Source organism: Gemmatimonadota bacterium (assembly GCA_026705765.1).
In the GTDB taxonomy this organism is placed as follows: Bacteria; Latescibacterota; UBA2968; order UBA2968; family UBA2968; genus VXRD01.
In genome coordinates this window covers 70,988-88,545 of sequence record JAPPAB010000056.1, presented here as the reverse complement: position 1 = coordinate 88,545, position 17,558 = coordinate 70,988, and the positions used below count along the sequence as shown (strand labels likewise).

Here is a 17,558-nt window from a genome sequence, read left to right as displayed (position 1 = left end):
TGGTCATATTGCGAGAGAGACTTATTCTCATTTTTCCATGCTTGTATTCTCGCACAGAGTAGTTGATTATAGAGAATACGACATTCGTCAATATGCGTCAGCAAGATTTGTTCTTGCTTTTTGGTCGGTCGCAATCTGTACTTGAACGAATTAAACATAATAAAAATATATACTTATGTGTTATTTTTGTCAAGTTGAAAATAGAATAAATCTTGTTGATGCACCGCCACCGATAGTCCCTTGAGGACTATCCTCCAGGCTAAAGTCGCCCCATAAATTCTATGCGCTTCGCCATGCCTGAAGCGCAGACGCGTTGTTACGCGCTGGCGACGCAGCCCACTCACGGCAAAGTCTTTCAAGGGCTGAAAGATTCGACCACACGATGTTTTTAGTTGTGTGGTTCGGTATCACTCAATCAGTGACAGGCGAGTCAACATTGAGCCGCCGACTTTTTCTAACGTGACGTCGCAAACGATGAGTGTCTCCCTTCCATCGGGAGCCTGATAAACGACAGTGCCATCTTCTGAAGCAACCGCAATTCCGCCATGCCGCCGAGTAGGGGGCAAGGCGTTTATCTCATTGATGTAACTTGCTTGGATCGTGGGACAGCGATAGCGCAAAGAAATGGACCTTACGCCTTCGGCACAGCTGTTGTGCAGGAGACTACTATCCTCGGAATAGTGGTTTACAGTTACTCCAGGCCAGAAGATGATTTGGCTCTGTTCAATGCCCGAGTCCTCAAGCTGGTCGAGCATTCCAACTTCATTGCAGACCACGAATCCGCAAAGGATCTGATCTATCATGATCGGGGCTTTGGAAGAGGCTCCGACGAAATTCCAGTTCTTAGTCCAGCCGGGTGCAATCAGCATTCTGCCACCCACATACTGAATACCGGTTACAGGATCGAGTAGGATTATAGCATTTACGTAGGAATCCGCGACAGAATATGGAGAGCCAAGGAGTACTCGGACACCATTTTTCTCTACGTGCTTGAGAATTTCATAGAGTCCTTGAGTGACTTCATCAATCCAAGCCTCTCGGGCAAAGAAGTCGTGCAAGTGTTGCCCCCAACCTGTAACCATCATCTCTGGCAAGAGTGCAACATCAGCCTCTTTATCCGTAGCTATCTCAATGGACCGTATCGCAGTCTTCACATTCTCAGTCAATTGGCTGGACATTGAAACTTGGAAAGAACAGATTCGCATAGTGATTTTCTTTTTCGTAGATGGAGTGGTTTCTGCTTCTGTACATAATTTGTCAGGGTGAGATGGTAGGAGAACCTTGCGCCGCTTGCGTGTAATGTTACCGTCGTACCCGAATCGCGAAGCGGTTGCGCGGAGGGCACAGCCCGAAGTCGGACACGGACGTGTTAGCAGAAATCAGGCCGCTCAGGCCGCAGTCAGCAAAATAGGCCGGCCATCGGTAATAACGACAGTATGCTCAAAATGAGCCGAAAGAGATCCATTTGAGGTCCTCACGGTCCAACCGTCGCAATCTTCAACGGCTTGGGCTGGATGCTCGGCAATCATAGGCTCGATGGTGATCACAAGACCATTCGTAAGCGGCTTTGAATCGAGCGGATTGTAGGTGTTTGCAACGATGGGGTCTTCATGGATAACCCGACCTATCCCGTGTCCCGCAAGCTCATTGACAACCCAGAATCCTTGTCGTTTCACCTCGTGCTCTACGGCATGGCCGATGCAATTGATCGGTTTGTTTGCACGAGCTACGGCCACCGCCTTTTCGAATGCCGTACGGGCACATCGACACAATCTATCGGCTTTCGCGGAATATGGAGGAATCGGGATGGTGATTGCTGCATCTGCAATGTAGCCGTTCAGTTCAGCGGTGACATCCAGGCTTACAATGTCACCCTGTTCCAGCACTCGGTCACTCGGAATACCGTGAATGATCTCGTCATTGACACTGATAAGATTGACGCCGGGAAAACCGTAAAACAGCCGAGGTGCGGACGTTGCCCCGTATCGATTGAGCACCAACTCGCCAACGCGATCAACTTTCGCTGTGGTTACTCCGGCGCGAACAGCACTCGCCATTGCCTTTAATGTAGCGGCAACCACCTGCCCTGCCTGTGCAAGGCCTTCGAAATCCTCAGGACATTCTATCGACAATGGAACCACTCCTTTTTGAAGGTGGTGACTCTCAATCTTGATTTATGCTAACTACGGGATTAACGAACTGTTACGGTAATTCATATTGAACTGACCGTTCAGTCAAATGCCGTCCCGGTTTGGTATCCGGAAAAAGCCATGTTTGGGGTTGATATTGGCACTTGTGATCTTGCACCGCCTTCGGGCTCGTGAGACCTTCACAAGCTGACGGTAAGCATCGGGTTGGCTGATTCTTGCCTTTCAATCTATGCCTTCGATTGCAGCCTCGCCCATACGAATCGCCGCATCAGGGAGAGCGAGTATTCGGTCTTCCAATCCCCAGGTTCTCCGATTAGGCGACTTCGGACCCCATTTCCGGTGGAGTTGGCAGAGACGTTTGGCATAGTAGGCCGCGAAGATGAACGGGAGTGCGGTACGTTCATCATCTGAGGGAGGCCGGACCGAAAAGTACCCCTCCACGAACCGCTGCATTTCCTCATCGGAGAGTATCGACGCGGTCTACGACCTCTCCTTCCAAGAAGCTCTCCACCGAAATCACCAGGTCTCGAACGGACTTGTAGAGGCTACCATCCGTGGTTGGACGGATGTCAGGACACGGCGCGCCGTGATCGGCAAGGTGTCGAACAAACTCCACAATGGTTTTGGGATGGGTCGAGCCGTCCCACCCCGGATTCACGCGGAACACAACGCGTCCGTCCCGCAGACTATCACAAAAGAAGACGCACCGCGAATTCGCCCTGCGGACGCTGGTTACTTCCAGATCCCAGAATCGCTTGCAGAGATCCATAATTTCTGACTGATCAGGCAGCGGGCCCGTTTCGTCTCTATATCTGGGATAGCGTGGTTCCATTGGTTTTCTCGGCCCAGGACTGGCCGTAGCGGCGCATTGCAGGTAACGGCCTGCGGTTGCCTAAGTGGCAATGCATCAGGAAACAGATCACCTGTTTTCCATCAGCCAACCCATCACTCACGGCCACTTGGGTTGGAGCGACCGAAGGGAGCGCAACTGGCAACCGTCTTGTTGTGTGCTGTGCCAGCCTGGGGTGGGGAGCGGACGAACAACACTTGCAGAAATCCCGCCAGATAGGTCGTCTAGCGGGAACCGAAAAAATTTGCCGCGTCTATGATCGCCACAGCCTCAGATTGGAATCTCTATGTAGTCACCTGGAGCTATTTTATCAACAGCCGCCTGGATGTCATCGATTCGCAACTGGATTCGTGGCCATGAAGTCGAAAGCAGAACGATGATCGCCAGCTGTCTGCCGGACAGATTCTGTTGGTATCGAAGATTTTGGTCTGTAGAGATCAAGAGTTGGTAGTCATCCTGCTCACTTGCCTGAAGCAACTCGCTATTTTGAAGGTGGGACCATCCCCGCTCAAAGGCGGTATCGACCGAGTGATTTGACAGATATCGTCGAAGAGGCACGGGGGTGCCCTGATCAAATAGAATTCTCATGAATCAACAGAGCCCGCCAACGCCTTCACTTCGTGATCGAGAACCGTTTCGATCTGCCATCGTTTTACGCCGGGGAACCATTCCAGAAACTGCTCAATCGAAGCCCCATCTTTGAGATTCTCGAAAAGCGCGGATACAGGAACCCGAGTGCCACGAAATATCCAGGCTCCACTGACCTTTTTGGGATGGCGCTCAACCGCATCGCATGTTTCCCAATTTGTCATACATTTACTCCATTTTCAATCTGCCTGGTGGTATAACCTCAGCCAATAGTATGAAAAAATAGCGCTATCCGTTGGGATAAACAAGAGGATTATAGGTGGTGCATAGCCCCAACAGCATCGAGTCGATATTGGTTGCCATCGTATGCAATCGTCGTAACGGAGCATTCACGCATGACTTCACCACTGTATGGGTTATTGCAGAATTTCGGACTGATGCGACTCAGTTCTTCAAACGAAAAAACGTTGAGAAGGAAGTCTGCTAAGACACCACCATGGGTCACCCCAATCACAGTATCTTTGGATGACTGACGATAGCAATCGGAAACAAATGCCTCAATGCGTCTGCCAGCCTCAATGCTTGAATCGCCAACACTGGGTCGGTAATCTCGCTCTCTGTTACAACGCTCCCACTGAGCTATGAATGCATCGAAAGATTGGCCTTCGATATCACCCCAATTCATCCGCTCACGTAGCCGTGAATCTTCAGTAACTTCAAGATTCAAAATGGTGGCGATGATCTCTGCTGTCTCTCTTGTTCGTGCCAGGGGACTGCTGAAGATTCGCGCGATGCCATTTGATGCTAACTTCCGGGCGAGTAGTCCTGCCTCTTCTCGTCCCTTTGATGTCAATGAAGGGTCGCCGATCTTGCGGTCTCTCTTACCGTGGCGAATGAAGTGAAAACGCATTAAAATTAAATCTACCTATCTTTCGATTTTTCTTGTACACAATTTGCCGGAGTGAGGTTGGAGGGAACTCTTGCACCGCTTCAGGTGTCAATCACCTCCTCGAATGATACACGAGGAATCGCTCGAACTCAAGAATCGTCTGAACGACATGTGCATCTACTTCCCAAGAATCATCTTTTCGTTGTATCACATTATTTTGTAGTAGAGCACGAACATCAGACACTCTTTGGAGCATGACTTTTGGACGGATATCGGTAGTGCCTACATCCATGTAAAATGACTCTGACACACCGCTTTGTCTAGGCAGTCCATCTATTACTTCTTTGAGCTTGGTCTTATCTGAGAGTAATTGTCCCATTTCATGTACATAGTCGAAACCGTTGTCCTCGTACGCAGAAAAAAGGAACTCGTCTTTATCCTGCAGTTCAATGTCCGTTGCTCTCCTGAAGCGTTTTACGTGTTTTTTGCGTTTTCTCCGCGTGAGTTTTTCCGAAACAAAGTCTACTGAAAAAATGACCGTAAGCAACAGAAGGGTGAGCCCTAAAAAATATAAAATCAGCCTTGCTGCCTGCACCCAGACTCCACCCGCGAAGACAAGGTGCCAGTAAGACATTTCGCTTTCAGCGCTTGATTGCTCAGTGAGGTAGAAAGTCCTAATACCAGCAATTTTGCCCTGTGGGGAAAGTATTGGTGTCCAACCTTGGGTATGCAAAATCAGAGCCTTGAACATAAAGTACTCCTTACTCTCTAAGATTACTGGCTCGAAGACGCAAAGTAAGCTATCAGTGAGTGAAACGCGCAGATTTGATATCAAATATCGGCTGCTAGCTTCGAGCAATTCCACTCGTAGCAACTTACCGGTTGAGAAGGTAAAGCCAAGTGGTTCCCTTTTGTCGTAATGGCCCATGAGAATGGCCGTCTCACCAGAGTTGACCACTCGGACTACTACTACCCTAAGGGCCTGCTTGGACTTCTTAATATCAAGCCCATCATATAAGATTTCCAACTTTCCCAAATCTTCTCGAACGTCGAGAACGCTCGTATTGCTTACTATTTCGAATCTCAGTTGCGGTTTGCGGTCTCTGAAAAATTCCGAGTATATTGCCAAACTGCCAAACAATAGGGCGATGATGAAGCCCAAGAGCGACCAATTATATTTATTCTTGATGGTGTTTAGAGAATCTCGTAAGCCCATAGCGTTTCATCTTTGAATAAAAGTTCTCGCACTGCAATCCAGAATCTATGATGGAGTATTCTGGGTAGTGTATATAACTGTTCTATTTCTGTTTTTTAGCACAGGACGCGCCATTGCTTTTAGGGCTGCATGGTCGCTAACGACTTCACAATTCACGACCCTGCGATGTGGGGTGAAAGAAGCGCCAAGGAGCGTAAGCGAAGCGGCGTAAATTGCTCTGTTAGGTAGAGCGAGAATATCACAAGCACACTAACTATTGTCATCGATCTGTGAAGCGTTACTCAATTCGCGAGATGTCCGTTCAGCAAGCAACGAAGTATCTATGAGGAATTTTAAACAGAATCGTGCACGGGCTTGGTCATAGAAGCTATCGTCTCTTATTTGAACTATAGATATTTTGCCTCCCACAGTTCTGTGGACGATAGGAATTATAGCTTTAAATCTACGGTAATCTCTAAGATCTACACCATTTATGAGTAATTGCAGGTCTGTATGAATAGTACTGAACTTTTCTTCTAATTCTCGAGTAAAATATTCAAGGGAATTTCGAAGGTCCGAGTCGTCTACTTCAGGTGGTCTAATATTTAAAATTCCGGACCAACGCTCCTCCTCAATCCGAGGAAAAAGACTTAAAACTTCATGCCATAGTACAGCGCATTTTTTGATAGCATCAATGTACTGGTCTCTTTGAATATCTTGCTCCGCCTCTTTTAGTTTACTCTTAATGTTCTCGTTTTGTACTGCATCGATAATAGAAACATCACTAAAATTGATATTTAGAAATCGTTCAGAGGATAGAAATAAAAAGGAATGTATATTGATAGCAATAGCCCGGATATCTTCAGATCTAGGTAACATGCCCATATGTTTAAAATCAACCCTCGCCTTGTTTAGCCTGAAAAGTTCCTGGCGCCCAGGGATGGTTTTATCTGTCTTCGTTTCTATTTTGTTAATAAGCCCACTAAAGCTCTCGTGCTCTTTAAAAGGAGCTTCTACACTCTCTCCAATAATTCGTAAGACTATTTCTACACAATCATGGAGGGACAAAACCGCGAACCCTTCAGAATGCTGCCCACCGGTATCAAGCTGTCTGATAGCTTGCTCAAGTAGTAGTCTGGAAATCAACAGACGTTCCATTTGATGAGGAGTTACATCCATATCGCTAGTATTACTCATCTCCTTTCATATAACCACGGAATTAAGAACAGTTACGGTAATACATACTAAATCTATGTATCTCCGATCTTGCGGGAATTCTTCTCTTTATTTCTTGTCTCTAACCATCGCTTTAGCGAACGTTGGCTTTCTCCTGAAGGTCGGCCAGCCCATACATTTTCGATGCTAATATCTTCATCCAGATCAGGCCAATGAATGCCTTCGCCTCGACCAATGAGTCGCCAATTATTGCGCTCTTGAGGGCTGCCAGGCAATAGACGGGGATACCATTCTAAAGGGACGCTTATGCTTCGTCCATCGACTAAGTCTATAATTAGTGCATCGTCGATAGATATACGCTCCGCAAGCACAGGTTTGCCTGTAATATATATCATTGTTTGACAATGATTTAGAAACTAAAAGCCCACGTCCTTTGACTGTGGGCTTTTTGTATGATCCTACCTCTCGCAACTGGTTTATAGATCAGATTTCGGTCTTTTCCTTCAGAGACAGAAGTTGATCGCGCAATTCTGCGGCGCGTTCGAAGTCTTCGAGGCCCACGGCTTCGCGGATCTGGTCGCGCAAGTCCTGGGACAGGGATTTGGGGCGGTCGCGGCGAATCTCGTCTGCCCATTCCTGGAGGAAGGCGATTTCTTCACTTTCGTCAATGAGGTCGTGACGGTCAAATTCTCTGAAGAAGGCTCGGAGTTCGTCAATGCCGTCGTCAATTTTTGACAGTGCCATGTCGTAGGCTTCGCGTTCGAGGTACATCAGGACTTCGGCCCTTACGCGGTGTCCAATGACAAAGGGACGATAGTGCTCAAACGCTATGCGGTCTTCCTCGTCTTCTGCGTATTCTTTGACAAAGTCGAAAAGTTCGAGGTTGCGTTCTGCGTCTTTTTTGGCGTTGAGATATTCGCCTATTTCGAGAAAGCTAATGCGGCGATGATAATATTGGAGGGCTTCCATCTGGAGTTCCATACAATTTTCAGAATTGAGCACAAAGTTTTCTGGACCGCGTTTTTGTGCCTGCGCTTTGTAATAGTGCAAGAGCGATTCATACCCTTCGGGCTGTTGGCCGTCGGGGCGACCGGTGACATCCATTTGCAAGATGCCCATTTCGATGCGGAGTTGAACTTTGGTACGACCATCATTTCCTCTGATTTTGCGAACACACAATTGCCCGGGTTCACAGGGCCAGTCATCCAGAAGAGGCTGAATATCTTTACTCATCGGTGCGTATCCTCCATTGATAAATTGGCTTAGGAAAATAAGCTCGAAAGCAGTTTACGATAATCACTATATGTTGTCAAGAAATTAGCGGAGAAAGGTGGGGGTATGATTTTCACGCATCATCTCGTACTTCGGGTATTGACACACCCAGTTCATTTGCTGTTTCGACTGTGTTGTCCCAGGTTTCGTCTTCGATAAAGACACCTTCGGCTTCGCGTTTGGCGCGTGTGTCGTGTTCGATTTCCCCTGGGAGATAGATTTTATCGACGCCGGGCTGGGTTCGGGAAGACTTGATCCAGTCGCAGAGACGGTCAATTTCGTTGAGATAATCGGAGAGATCGATAAAGCTGTCGATTTTGATGGCGATGGCGATATAGCCGCTGCCGCCTCGCGTGGGTTGTTCCGAACTGCATCCCGCCCATGAGAGACCGCCCGCGATGGCGTCGATCATCATGCCCAGGCCATATCCCTTGTGGCCCTGAGGTCCGCCCAGAGGTAGCATTGCCACAGCGTCACCGTTACCTTTGAAGCGATTGGGGTCATTCACGGGATTGCCGTCTGAGTCTATGAGCCAGCCATCGGGTGTTTGTTGCCCGCGCGCGCGATACACATCGACTTTGCCACCGGCAGACATGCTGGTGGTTATGTCGAGCATGAGGGGAGGACCGTTGGGTGTGGGGGCACTGAAGGCGATGGGATTGGGGGGGAGGCGTCGGCTCGTGCCGCCAAAGGGAGCGGTGAAGCGCCCACCGCCATTGAGCATGAGCAGGCCAATGCAGTTGCGTTCAGCCGCTTTGGGCGGATAATCGCCCAGGCGACCGATATGACTGGATCGGTGGACAGCTACGGCGCCGATGGTGTGTTCGAGGGCGCGGTCGGTAGCCATTTGCATGGCTTTGTGGGCGACGACAATGCCGATGGTGCGCTCGGCATCAATGACGGCTGAGACCGGGGTTTCTCGAATGATTTTGAGTTCGCGCACGGGTTTGATATTGCCGCTTGTGATGGCGCGAATATAGCCCGGCGTGCGAATAACACCGTGCGAATCGTGGCCGTAGAGGTTGGCATCCACGAGGTGGTCGGCTACGATGTGAGCCTGATCTTCTGGAAATCCCGCAGCGCTGTAGAGTTCGCGTTCCAGGGTTCGAAGATGCGTTGCGTCAATAATGGGCATATAGTATATGTCCTTTCAAAAAAGATGATGGTGTGCTATGATCCGTCTATTGGATCGCCTGGCGAACCCAATCGAGTGCGGAGAGCGGCATGATGCCATAGTTATAAAAGGCGAATTTGGTCACGCCTTGCTCTCGGGCCGCTTGTAGATTGGCACAGAGGGTTTCTGCATCGGGGGAGGCTGGGGGATAGGCTTGAAGTCCGACAACGAGTTGGTCTGGACTCTGGAGGATGGGCAAGAGTTCAGAGACTCGCGTTCTGGTGCGTTGGGGATCAGCAGTATAAGAAAGAATTTCTACGCTGTCAGCAATTTGTGCAATGGCTTTGGGATTTGATCCCGTGATCGTTGAATCACCCATCAAGATATAGGAGAGCGGGACATCCACGGACGCTTTGAGTTCGCGTACGAGGGATGTGACAATTTCTTCGCGCATGGCGTCAAATGCTCCGAGATCTGGTATTGTGCGTTTGAGGTCTGTGATGGTTTCCCGGACGGGTTGACCAGTTTCAAAGGCCGTGCGGATTTTTGCGGTGACAGCGCTTTGTAGCCGGGCAATGTCGATATTGGCTTCCATCGCCTGTTTTTTGCAGCTATCGCAGAAACAAAGTGAAAAGAGGTAGCGTCCGCCAGCCCCCAGGTCAATACCGTGTTTGGCGTGATAGTGCAGATGGCCCCAACCGGAGTAGGCGAGGGATTCGCATTCGAGGAGGGAGATGCCGTAGTTGAGAACCAGATCCCGAGAGAGCGCGATGGCAAAGGCGCGCACGTCTGGGTTTGCCGGGCAGAGAGCCGATTTGCTGATGTCACCTGTGCAGCGGACTTCGGCACATTCGGGGTGGGATTGCGCCTGATGGGAGTTGTGAAAATAGACGGTCCATGAATTGAGATTTATGTCTGCGGATGCTGCTGCTTTTGCTGCTTCGCCCCACCAGTTTTCGTTTTGCATCAAAGGGCTAACATGTGGTTTGATCGCGCCGTAAAGCGATTCCTGTGGCTCAAAATAAATTGCTGATTGTGAGACCTCGAGTGTGTTATTGGCGGGTAGATGGGGACGCAACATGTCAAAGGTGTGGTAAGCCGATGCGAGGTTGATGGCGTCGAGTTTAACTTCTTCGCGGAGTTTGTGCAGGACGGCGTCATAACCTTCGTCGCGTAAATCCCAGGGATAAGTCCACATGGTGGCGTTGAGTGCAGGCATTGGGATGCTCCTTTCACTGTTTGAGACATGGTATTTTCATTTTGGATAATTTCAAAGTGATTTTTGAGACGGGTTGAAAGGGGATTGACTTTTTTCCTAAAATATGGTATAACCTGTTTTTGTATTCAACATTGTTTGGAGGAATGGATGACAAAACTCGGATTGGGTGTGATAGGATGCGGCAATATGGGCGTGAGCCTGGCCAATGGTGCGCGAGACCTGGACTGCGCCGAGGTGGTTTGTGTCAGCGATGTGGATAGTGAAAAAGGCCAGGCGCTATCTGAGAAAATGGATTGCGATTACGAGGCGGATTATCACACCATGCTGGCGCAGGAGGATGTGCAGGCAGTTATGATTGCCACGCCACCGTTTTTGCACAGTGACCCCACAATAGCAGCAGCCCAGGCGGGCGTGCATGTGTTTTGCGAAAAGCCCATGTCGCCGACGCTGGCGGGGTGTGATGCGATGATCGCCGCGTGTGAGCAAGGCGGCGTCGCGTTGGGTATTGGGCTGGTGTGTCGCTTTCACCCGGTGCATCGCAAGGTGCGCGATTTGGCTCGCGAGGGCGATTTGGGAATGCCTTTGTGTTTGATGGTGCATCGCCTGGGTGGTGGCTGGGGCGGCGTGTGGTCTGCATCGTGGCGAAAGTCAAGGGATAAAAGTGGCGGTACGCTAATGGAAGTGAATGCGCACGAAATCGATTTTATGCGTTTTGTGATGGGCGATGCGGAATCGGTTTCTGCGGCGGGTGGGCAGTTCGTGCAGATGGAGACGGATTTTCCAGATGTGGCACTCGTTTCCATCCGATTCAAAAACGGTGGGGTAGGCGTATTGCACTCCAGTCAGGCAAGTGCTATTGGCGGTTATGGCGGGCGGTTGGATTGCGCCGAAGGCTCGGTGGTCTTTCCTACGTTTTGGGGCGGTGAAGGTGGTTTGCGCTACAAGCGATACGATGGTGATGAAACGGCGATTGCCGCATCGGAGTTGTCGCAAGATGAAAGCCCGGTGAGCCAGGAGATTCGCGCATTTTGCGAAGCTGTGCTCAATGGGGAAGATCCGCCAGTGTCTGGCGCAGATGGCAGGGCAGCTGTGGAAATAGCGTTGGCGGCTTATCGGTCCATTGAAACGGGCGAAGCGATTGCGCTCCCATTTGAGGAATGAAGTGTCATGGCGCGAAAATTTGAGATTCCAGAATTTTACAAAAGTCCGATTATTTCGCAGGTCAAAAGCGCGCGACAATTATCGGATCCCAAAAAGCGCGATTTGCAGCCCTCGGTGCTGGATTTTGGGCCTGTGCGATTTTTTTTGGCGCGGCATTTTGGGTTTTGCTTTGGCGTGGAGAATGCCATTGAAATCGCGTATAAGACCCTGGAAGCCCATTCGGACCGGCGCGTGTTTTTTCTGAGTGAGATGATTCACAATCCCAATGTGAATGCGGATTTGCAGGATCGCGGCGTGAAGTTTATGTTTACGCCCTCTGGCGAACAGCTCATTCCGTGGGACGAACTTGTACCCGAAGATATCGTGGTGGTGCCCGCTTTTGGTACAACCGTGGGAACGCAAGAGGAATTGGCCCGGCGGGGGATTGATCCCTATCAGTACAATACTACCTGTCCATTTGTCGAAAGGGTGTGGAAGCGCAGTGCCCAATTGGGAGATGGGGATTATACTGTTATTATTCACGGGAAGACCATACACGAAGAGACGCGGGCGACTTTTTCACACGCGGTTCAAAATGCAGAGGTCGTAGCTGTACTGAATTTGAAAGAGGCGCGTATTTTAGCAGATATTATTCGGGGCAAACGCGATCCCGATGCTTTTGAACGGCATTTTAGACACAAGTGCTCACAGGGATTTGACCCCAGCATCCATTTGTCGCGTATCGGTGTGGTGAATCAGACGACGATGTTGGCTACTGAAACGCATAAAATAGCTGAGATCATTCGGCAGGCACTCATGGATCGATATGGAGTGGAGAATATCGAAGATCATTTTGCGGATACATCAGATACGCTTTGTTATGCCACCAACGAAAACCAGAATGCGACATACACGCTTATCGAGCAGGGGGCAGACATCGCTCTGGTTGTAGGGGGCTACAATTCTTCGAATACATCACATATTGTGGAATTGTGCGAGGAAGCTATGCCGACGTTTTTTGTGAAGGATGCCGGGGAGTTGGTTTCAGAACGCGAAATTCGGCACTATTGCCTCAGGTCGCATGGGGTGGAGATTGCCGAGAATTGGTTGCCCGATAAAAGACCTGTGGATGTCGCACTGACATGCGGTGCTTCGTGTCCCGATGCCGTGGTGGATGGTGTGCTGTTGCGGGTGTTGTCTTTTTTTCCCGATGCGCGGGATGTGAATGATGCGCTGGCATCGTACAGGGCGATGGAGCCTGTGTAATATGGGGTTACCCCTCTCCTAAGACTTCGAGAAGTCTGCGAACTTTTTCCAGTGATTCCTGTTTCTGCAAGCGCAGTAGTGCAGAAAGCACGGCTTTTCCGTCTTCGGAAGACAGTAAAATATTCAGTTCTCTGAGTTGTTCTGTCGTGAGTGTATTAATCCGGTCGCTTACAATACTGCTCAACTCGGGATCGCGCTCTCGCGGGTAAACGATAGTTGTTGTACCCAGGAGGACATCCGGCGAAACGCCCAGGGCAGTAGCAATAGCGACCAGAGTATCGGTTCGAGGCACTTTTGTCTCTGCTTCAATGCGAGATACTGTTGCCTGATCAATATTAGCCGCATTGGCGAGGTCGAGTTGAGACCAGTTTTTTGCGTGCCGTAATTCCCTTATTTTTCGTCCAGTTACGATCATAAATGAAAAATAAGGTAATTTTATGGATTTATATATGCTCATAAGCATATATTTTGATTAAAAATATGTATTTATACATATTATACGTTTGCATTTTGGGATTGGAGCCGCTATGAGAAAAATGTATTGGACAGATCTGAGAACTTCTAAAATTCAGTGTGCAAACACAGATGGTTCAAATGTCAAAGATCTCGTTACTACCGGATTGCGTATTCCAAATAGCATCGCCCTGGATGGAGACGAGGGTAAGATGTACTGGACGGACGCTGGGACGTCCAAAATTCAGCGTGCAAACCTGGATGGTTCAGATGTCGAAGATCTCATTACTGACGATATATATCTTCCAGGTGGAATGACGGTGTATGGAAAAAAAAGAAAAATATATTGGACAGATGCGGCCTGGGGAGAGACCGTGGAGTGCAAAGTACAACGAGCTGATCTGGATGGCTCTCAGGTCGAAACCCTCGTTTTCACCGAAATGAGTATTCCCAACGGTATCGTCCTGGACCTGGACATGGGTAAGATATACTGGACGGACTTAACTAAAATTCAACGTGCGAACCTGGATGGTTCTTATGTTGAAACTCTCGTTTTCACCGAATTACTGCCATTGGGGATTGCCTTAGACGTGGGTGAAGGGAAGATGTACTGGACGAACTATAAGGGTGCTGGCGTGTCTAAAATTCAACGCGCGAACCTTGATGGCTCCGATGTTGAAGATCTCGTTATCGCGGGATTGGATCGCCCGTCGGGTATTGCTTTAGACGTCGTCAAAGGGAAGATGTACTGGGGGGACTACGACAACTATGGCGTGTCTAAAATTCAATGTGCGAATTTAGATGGTTCAGATGTTGAAGATCTCGTGACTGAGGGATTGGATCGCCCATCGGGTATTGCACTGTGTTGCTTCTAATACTTCCACCTTTTCAAGGGTTGACTTTCACCTTTGCATGGGCTATATTGGAACCACACAAGAAAGGAGGTGGTCGAATGAGTGAAATGACCAGTGGAGGTGGCTGTCGTTAGGTGCGCCTCTGCCAGGAGCGGGAATAGCATCTCGAATGGTAGCGCACCTGGCAATCCAAGACAGCCATCGAGCGGTTTGTTATCTGCCACATTGGCGATTTTTTGACAATCGCGAGGCAGAAATTTCCGTCAGACGATGCGCCGCACGGAGATGGGTCGGTTTTCCGACACCCGACGTGTGGCGCTTTTTTGTGGGTTTCTAACTTGACAAAATTGGATTATACTGTACCTTCAAAGGCTTAAAATACTTTGCGATTTCAAAATTTGGAGAGGAAATGAGCGATGATGACACCGAGTGCCAAAAAAGGTGATGTTGAACAAACCTGGTATGTCGCAGATGCGGAAGGCAAGATACTGGGGCGATTTGCCAGTGGCGTTGCCCGAATTTTGCGCGGCAAACACAAGCCTTTTTATACCCCCCATGTTGATACGGGGGATCATGTGATTATTGTAAATGCCGAGAAAATACAGGTGAAGGGCAATAATAAAGCCCAGCAGAAGGTTTATACGAGTTATAGTGGGTATCCCAGCGGGCTTAAGAAGCAAACACTGGAAGATGCGCTGGAAAAGCGTCCCACGTTTGTACTCGAGCACGCGATTCGGGGTATGTTGCCCCACAATAGATTGGGGCGGCAGATGATCAAAAAGGTCCGTATTTACGCCGGGCCAGAGCACCCACACCAGGCTCAGTCTCCTGAGCCTATTGATTTATAGAGGAGGTGATTATTTGGCAGTTGAACCACTGAGTTCTGCTACGGGACGTCGCAAAACATCGACGGCGCATGTGAAACTTTTCCCCGGGACGGGGGCGATTACTATCAATGGGCTTTCCGCGCTCGATTATCTCAAACGGGAGACATTGGTGATGATTATCGAACAGCCCTTAGATGTGACCGAGACCCGGGGGACTTATGACATTGTTGCCAAAGCAAAGGGGGGCGGTTTGACCGGTCAGGCCGGCGCCGTGCGATTGGGTATTGCGCGCAGTTTGCAAGGCGTGAATACGGGCAATCACAAACCCCTGCGCCAGGCGGGCTTGCTCACGCGCGATCCGCGCAAAGTGGAACGAAAAAAACCCGGGCAGCCCGGCGCGCGCAAAAAATTCCAATTTTCCAAGCGTTAAACCAGAATATTTCTGGATCTCACATGCATTCTGATTGCTTCATGGGTGCCAGATGGCAATGCGGCAAGATGAGGGATGCAGAGGACAAACCCAAAGTGCAGGAGGTGACATGGCTGTTGTTTCAATGAGGCAACTGCTCGAATCTGGCGTCCACTTCGGGCATCAAACCCGACGGTGGAATCCAAAGATGCAGAAGTACATTTTTACAGAACGCAATGGTATTTATATTGTCGATTTGCAAAAGACCCAGACGCAAATCGACACGGCATATCAGGCTGTGCGCAAGGCTGCTGAAACAGGCCAGCCGATTCTTTTTGTCGGCACGAAGAAACAGGCTAAAGACATCATTTCAGATGCCGCTGAGCGCTGCGACATGTTTTTTGTCAACAACCGCTGGTTGGGGGGCATGCTGACGAATTTTCAGACTATTCGGCAGAGCATTCGCCGCCTGGACACGCTGGATAAAATGGCCGGTGATGGCACATACCAGCAGTTGACAAAAAAGGAAGTGTTGCGTTTGGAACGCGAGCGCGATAAGTTGCAAAAATCCCTGGGCGGGATTCGCAGCATGGGGCGTTTGCCAGCCCTCGTATTTGTCGTGGATACCAAAAAGGAAAAAATCGCAGTCGCCGAAGCGCGTCGTCTGGAAATTCCGATTGTGGCGATTGTCGATACCAACTGCGACCCGGACGAGGTTGACCATCCCATTCCAGGCAATGATGATGCAATGCGGTCCATTGCGCTGATTACAAATTTGATGGCCGAGGCCGTAATTGAGGGGACAACTGTTCGAGAGGATGAAGTAGAAGATGCCCCTGTGCCGGATGCAGGCCCTGAGATTACAGAAATTGATCCCAGCAATAATTAAATCAAAAGAAGATGGAGATTGAAATGGCTATTTCTGCAAAAATGGTTCAGGAGTTGCGTGCCAGAACCAATGTGGGCATGATGGATTGTAAACGAGCGCTTGAAGAGGCCGATGGCGTCATGGATAAGGCTGTTGAGTTGTTGCGTAAACGGGGGATTGCCAAAGCCGAGAGCAGGGCGGGACGTCAGGCTAAAGAGGGAGCGATTGCGTCTTATATCCATGCGGGAAGCCAATTGGGAGTTTTGCTCGAGATCAATAGCGAGACCGACTTTGTAGCGCGTACCGATGAGTTCCAGACGTTTTCAAAAGATGTGGCTATGCACATCGCCGCTGCCGCACCTCTTGTAGTGAATCGCGAGGATGTAGATGCCGAAATGCTGGAAAAGGAAAAGAATATTTATCGCGATCAGGCACTCAGCGAAGGCAAACCCGAGCATATCGTGGATCGAATTGTGGAAGGCCGCATGGAAAAGTACTATCAAGAAGTGGTCTTGATGGAGCAGGCTTTTGTCAAAGACCCGGACAAAACCATTCAGGATCTGCACTCAGACCTGGTGGCCAAATGCGGCGAAAATATCACCATTCGCCGATTCGCCCGTTTTGTCCTGGGTGAGGAGAGTTAAGCGTCAATAAATGCCCAGAGGAGGTGCGCCGTGATTGATGAGATTATGGCCGAAGCGCGAACGGCCATGCAAAAGTCTGTGATAGCGTTGCAAAATGAAATGGGTACAGTACGCACCGGGCGTGCCAACGCGCATTTGCTGGATCAAATTCGAGTCGAGTATTACGGTACACAGGTGCCGATTAATCAGGTCGCCACGGTGGGTGTGCCAGAACCGCGTTTGATTGCGATTCAGCCCTGGGATAAGTCGGCGATTCCGCTGATTGAAAAGGCAATTCTGGAATCGAATTTGGGATTGACGCCAGCTAACGATGGTACAATTATTCGGTTGCCCATTCCGCAGTTGACGGAAGATCGCAGGCGAGAGTTAGTGCGGGTGGTAAGGCAATATGCCGAAGAAAGCCGCGTTTCGGTTCGCAATACCCGTCGCGATGCCAATGAACTCATCCGCGATGCACAAAAAGAAGGCGAGATTCCCGAAGACGATGCCAGGCGCACAACAGATCGCGTGCAGGATTTGACCGACGAGTTTGTCGCGAAAATCGATGAGGTGTTAAAAGAAAAAGAAGAAGAAATTATGGAAGTTTGATGCGGAACGAGATCTGCTGAATTGAAGAGGCCATCTCCATTGCGAGGTGGCCTTTT

The 17,558-nt window shown here is 49.5% G+C and carries 21 protein-coding genes; 8 read left to right on the top strand and 13 right to left on the bottom strand.

What is annotated here, in order from left to right:
* Positions 1-407: 407 nt before the first annotated feature.
* From OXH16_08125 to OXH16_08070, 12 genes are all read right to left on the bottom strand, one after another.
* Positions 408-1,205 carry a hypothetical protein gene (locus OXH16_08125; protein ID MCY3681350.1) on the bottom strand — a complete coding sequence of 266 codons (798 nt, stop codon included), beginning with the start codon at positions 1,203-1,205 and terminating at the stop codon, positions 408-410.
* A gap of 183 nt (positions 1,206-1,388) precedes the next feature.
* On the bottom strand, positions 1,389-2,132 hold the full coding sequence (gene map, locus OXH16_08120) for a type I methionyl aminopeptidase (GenBank protein MCY3681349.1): 744 nt from the start codon (positions 2,130-2,132) through the stop codon (positions 1,389-1,391).
* Between the two features lie 240 nt (positions 2,133-2,372).
* Positions 2,373-2,603, bottom strand: coding sequence for a hypothetical protein (locus OXH16_08115; GenBank protein ID MCY3681348.1), 231 nt, complete (start codon positions 2,601-2,603; stop codon positions 2,373-2,375).
* A gap of 4 nt (positions 2,604-2,607) precedes the next feature.
* On the bottom strand, positions 2,608-2,982 hold the full coding sequence (locus tag OXH16_08110; protein MCY3681347.1) for a hypothetical protein: 375 nt from the start codon (positions 2,980-2,982) through the stop codon (positions 2,608-2,610).
* A gap of 602 nt (positions 2,983-3,584) precedes the next feature.
* On the bottom strand, positions 3,585-3,812 hold the full coding sequence (locus OXH16_08105; protein MCY3681346.1) for a DUF433 domain-containing protein: 228 nt from the start codon (positions 3,810-3,812) through the stop codon (positions 3,585-3,587).
* An 89-nt stretch (positions 3,813-3,901) separates the two neighbouring features.
* A complete protein-coding gene (locus OXH16_08100) occupies positions 3,902-4,498 on the bottom strand; it encodes a histidine phosphatase family protein (GenBank protein MCY3681345.1) in 597 nt (198 codons plus the stop codon).
* 91 nt (positions 4,499-4,589) lie between these two features.
* Positions 4,590-5,693, bottom strand: coding sequence for a hypothetical protein (locus OXH16_08095; GenBank protein MCY3681344.1), 1,104 nt, complete (start codon positions 5,691-5,693; stop codon positions 4,590-4,592).
* Between the two features lie 249 nt (positions 5,694-5,942).
* The gene (locus OXH16_08090) at positions 5,943-6,869 is read right to left on the bottom strand and encodes a hypothetical protein (protein ID MCY3681343.1); all 927 of its coding nucleotides are present in this window, start codon (positions 6,867-6,869) and stop codon (positions 5,943-5,945) included.
* A 53-nt stretch (positions 6,870-6,922) separates the two neighbouring features.
* Entirely contained in the window at positions 6,923-7,243 is a 321-nt protein-coding gene (locus OXH16_08085; protein ID MCY3681342.1) for a DUF2442 domain-containing protein, read from the bottom strand.
* Positions 7,244-7,331: 88 nt separating this feature from the next.
* Positions 7,332-8,081, bottom strand: coding sequence for a UvrB/UvrC motif-containing protein (locus tag OXH16_08080; protein ID MCY3681341.1), 750 nt, complete (start codon positions 8,079-8,081; stop codon positions 7,332-7,334).
* A gap of 112 nt (positions 8,082-8,193) precedes the next feature.
* Positions 8,194-9,255: an Ldh family oxidoreductase gene (locus OXH16_08075; protein ID MCY3681340.1), complete on the bottom strand. Its 1,062-nt coding sequence runs from the start codon at positions 9,253-9,255 to the stop codon at positions 8,194-8,196.
* Between the two features lie 46 nt (positions 9,256-9,301).
* A complete protein-coding gene (locus OXH16_08070; GenBank protein ID MCY3681339.1) occupies positions 9,302-10,453 on the bottom strand; it encodes a hypothetical protein in 1,152 nt (383 codons plus the stop codon).
* A 147-nt stretch (positions 10,454-10,600) separates the two neighbouring features.
* Here OXH16_08070 and OXH16_08065 point away from each other — a divergent pair, with 147 nt between their 5' ends.
* Positions 10,601-11,614 carry a Gfo/Idh/MocA family oxidoreductase gene (locus OXH16_08065; protein ID MCY3681338.1) on the top strand — a complete coding sequence of 338 codons (1,014 nt, stop codon included), beginning with the start codon at positions 10,601-10,603 and terminating at the stop codon, positions 11,612-11,614.
* A 6-nt stretch (positions 11,615-11,620) separates the two neighbouring features.
* Positions 11,621-12,859: a 4-hydroxy-3-methylbut-2-enyl diphosphate reductase gene (locus OXH16_08060; GenBank protein MCY3681337.1), complete on the top strand. Its 1,239-nt coding sequence runs from the start codon at positions 11,621-11,623 to the stop codon at positions 12,857-12,859.
* 7 nt (positions 12,860-12,866) lie between these two features.
* Here OXH16_08060 and OXH16_08055 read toward each other — a convergent pair whose 3' ends face one another.
* Positions 12,867-13,274: a helix-turn-helix transcriptional regulator gene (locus OXH16_08055; protein ID MCY3681336.1), complete on the bottom strand. Its 408-nt coding sequence runs from the start codon at positions 13,272-13,274 to the stop codon at positions 12,867-12,869.
* A gap of 112 nt (positions 13,275-13,386) precedes the next feature.
* Between OXH16_08055 and OXH16_08050 the strand changes: the two genes are divergently transcribed.
* The 6 genes from OXH16_08050 to frr all read left to right on the top strand — a co-directional run bounded on the left by OXH16_08050 (position 13,387) and on the right by frr (position 17,502).
* On the top strand, positions 13,387-14,187 hold the full coding sequence (locus OXH16_08050) for a hypothetical protein (GenBank protein MCY3681335.1): 801 nt from the start codon (positions 13,387-13,389) through the stop codon (positions 14,185-14,187).
* 395 nt (positions 14,188-14,582) lie between these two features.
* Positions 14,583-15,014 carry a 50S ribosomal protein L13 gene (gene rplM, locus OXH16_08045; GenBank protein MCY3681334.1) on the top strand — a complete coding sequence of 144 codons (432 nt, stop codon included), beginning with the start codon at positions 14,583-14,585 and terminating at the stop codon, positions 15,012-15,014.
* A 13-nt stretch (positions 15,015-15,027) separates the two neighbouring features.
* Positions 15,028-15,423 carry a 30S ribosomal protein S9 gene (gene rpsI / locus OXH16_08040; protein MCY3681333.1) on the top strand — a complete coding sequence of 132 codons (396 nt, stop codon included), beginning with the start codon at positions 15,028-15,030 and terminating at the stop codon, positions 15,421-15,423.
* A 109-nt stretch (positions 15,424-15,532) separates the two neighbouring features.
* On the top strand, positions 15,533-16,291 hold the full coding sequence (rpsB, locus tag OXH16_08035; GenBank protein MCY3681332.1) for a 30S ribosomal protein S2: 759 nt from the start codon (positions 15,533-15,535) through the stop codon (positions 16,289-16,291).
* 23 nt (positions 16,292-16,314) lie between these two features.
* Complete coding sequence (gene tsf, locus OXH16_08030) at positions 16,315-16,914, top strand: translation elongation factor Ts (GenBank protein ID MCY3681331.1); 600 nt, start codon at positions 16,315-16,317, stop codon at positions 16,912-16,914.
* A gap of 30 nt (positions 16,915-16,944) precedes the next feature.
* Positions 16,945-17,502: a ribosome recycling factor gene (frr, locus tag OXH16_08025; protein ID MCY3681330.1), complete on the top strand. Its 558-nt coding sequence runs from the start codon at positions 16,945-16,947 to the stop codon at positions 17,500-17,502.
* The last annotated feature ends 56 nt before the right edge of the window (positions 17,503-17,558 follow it).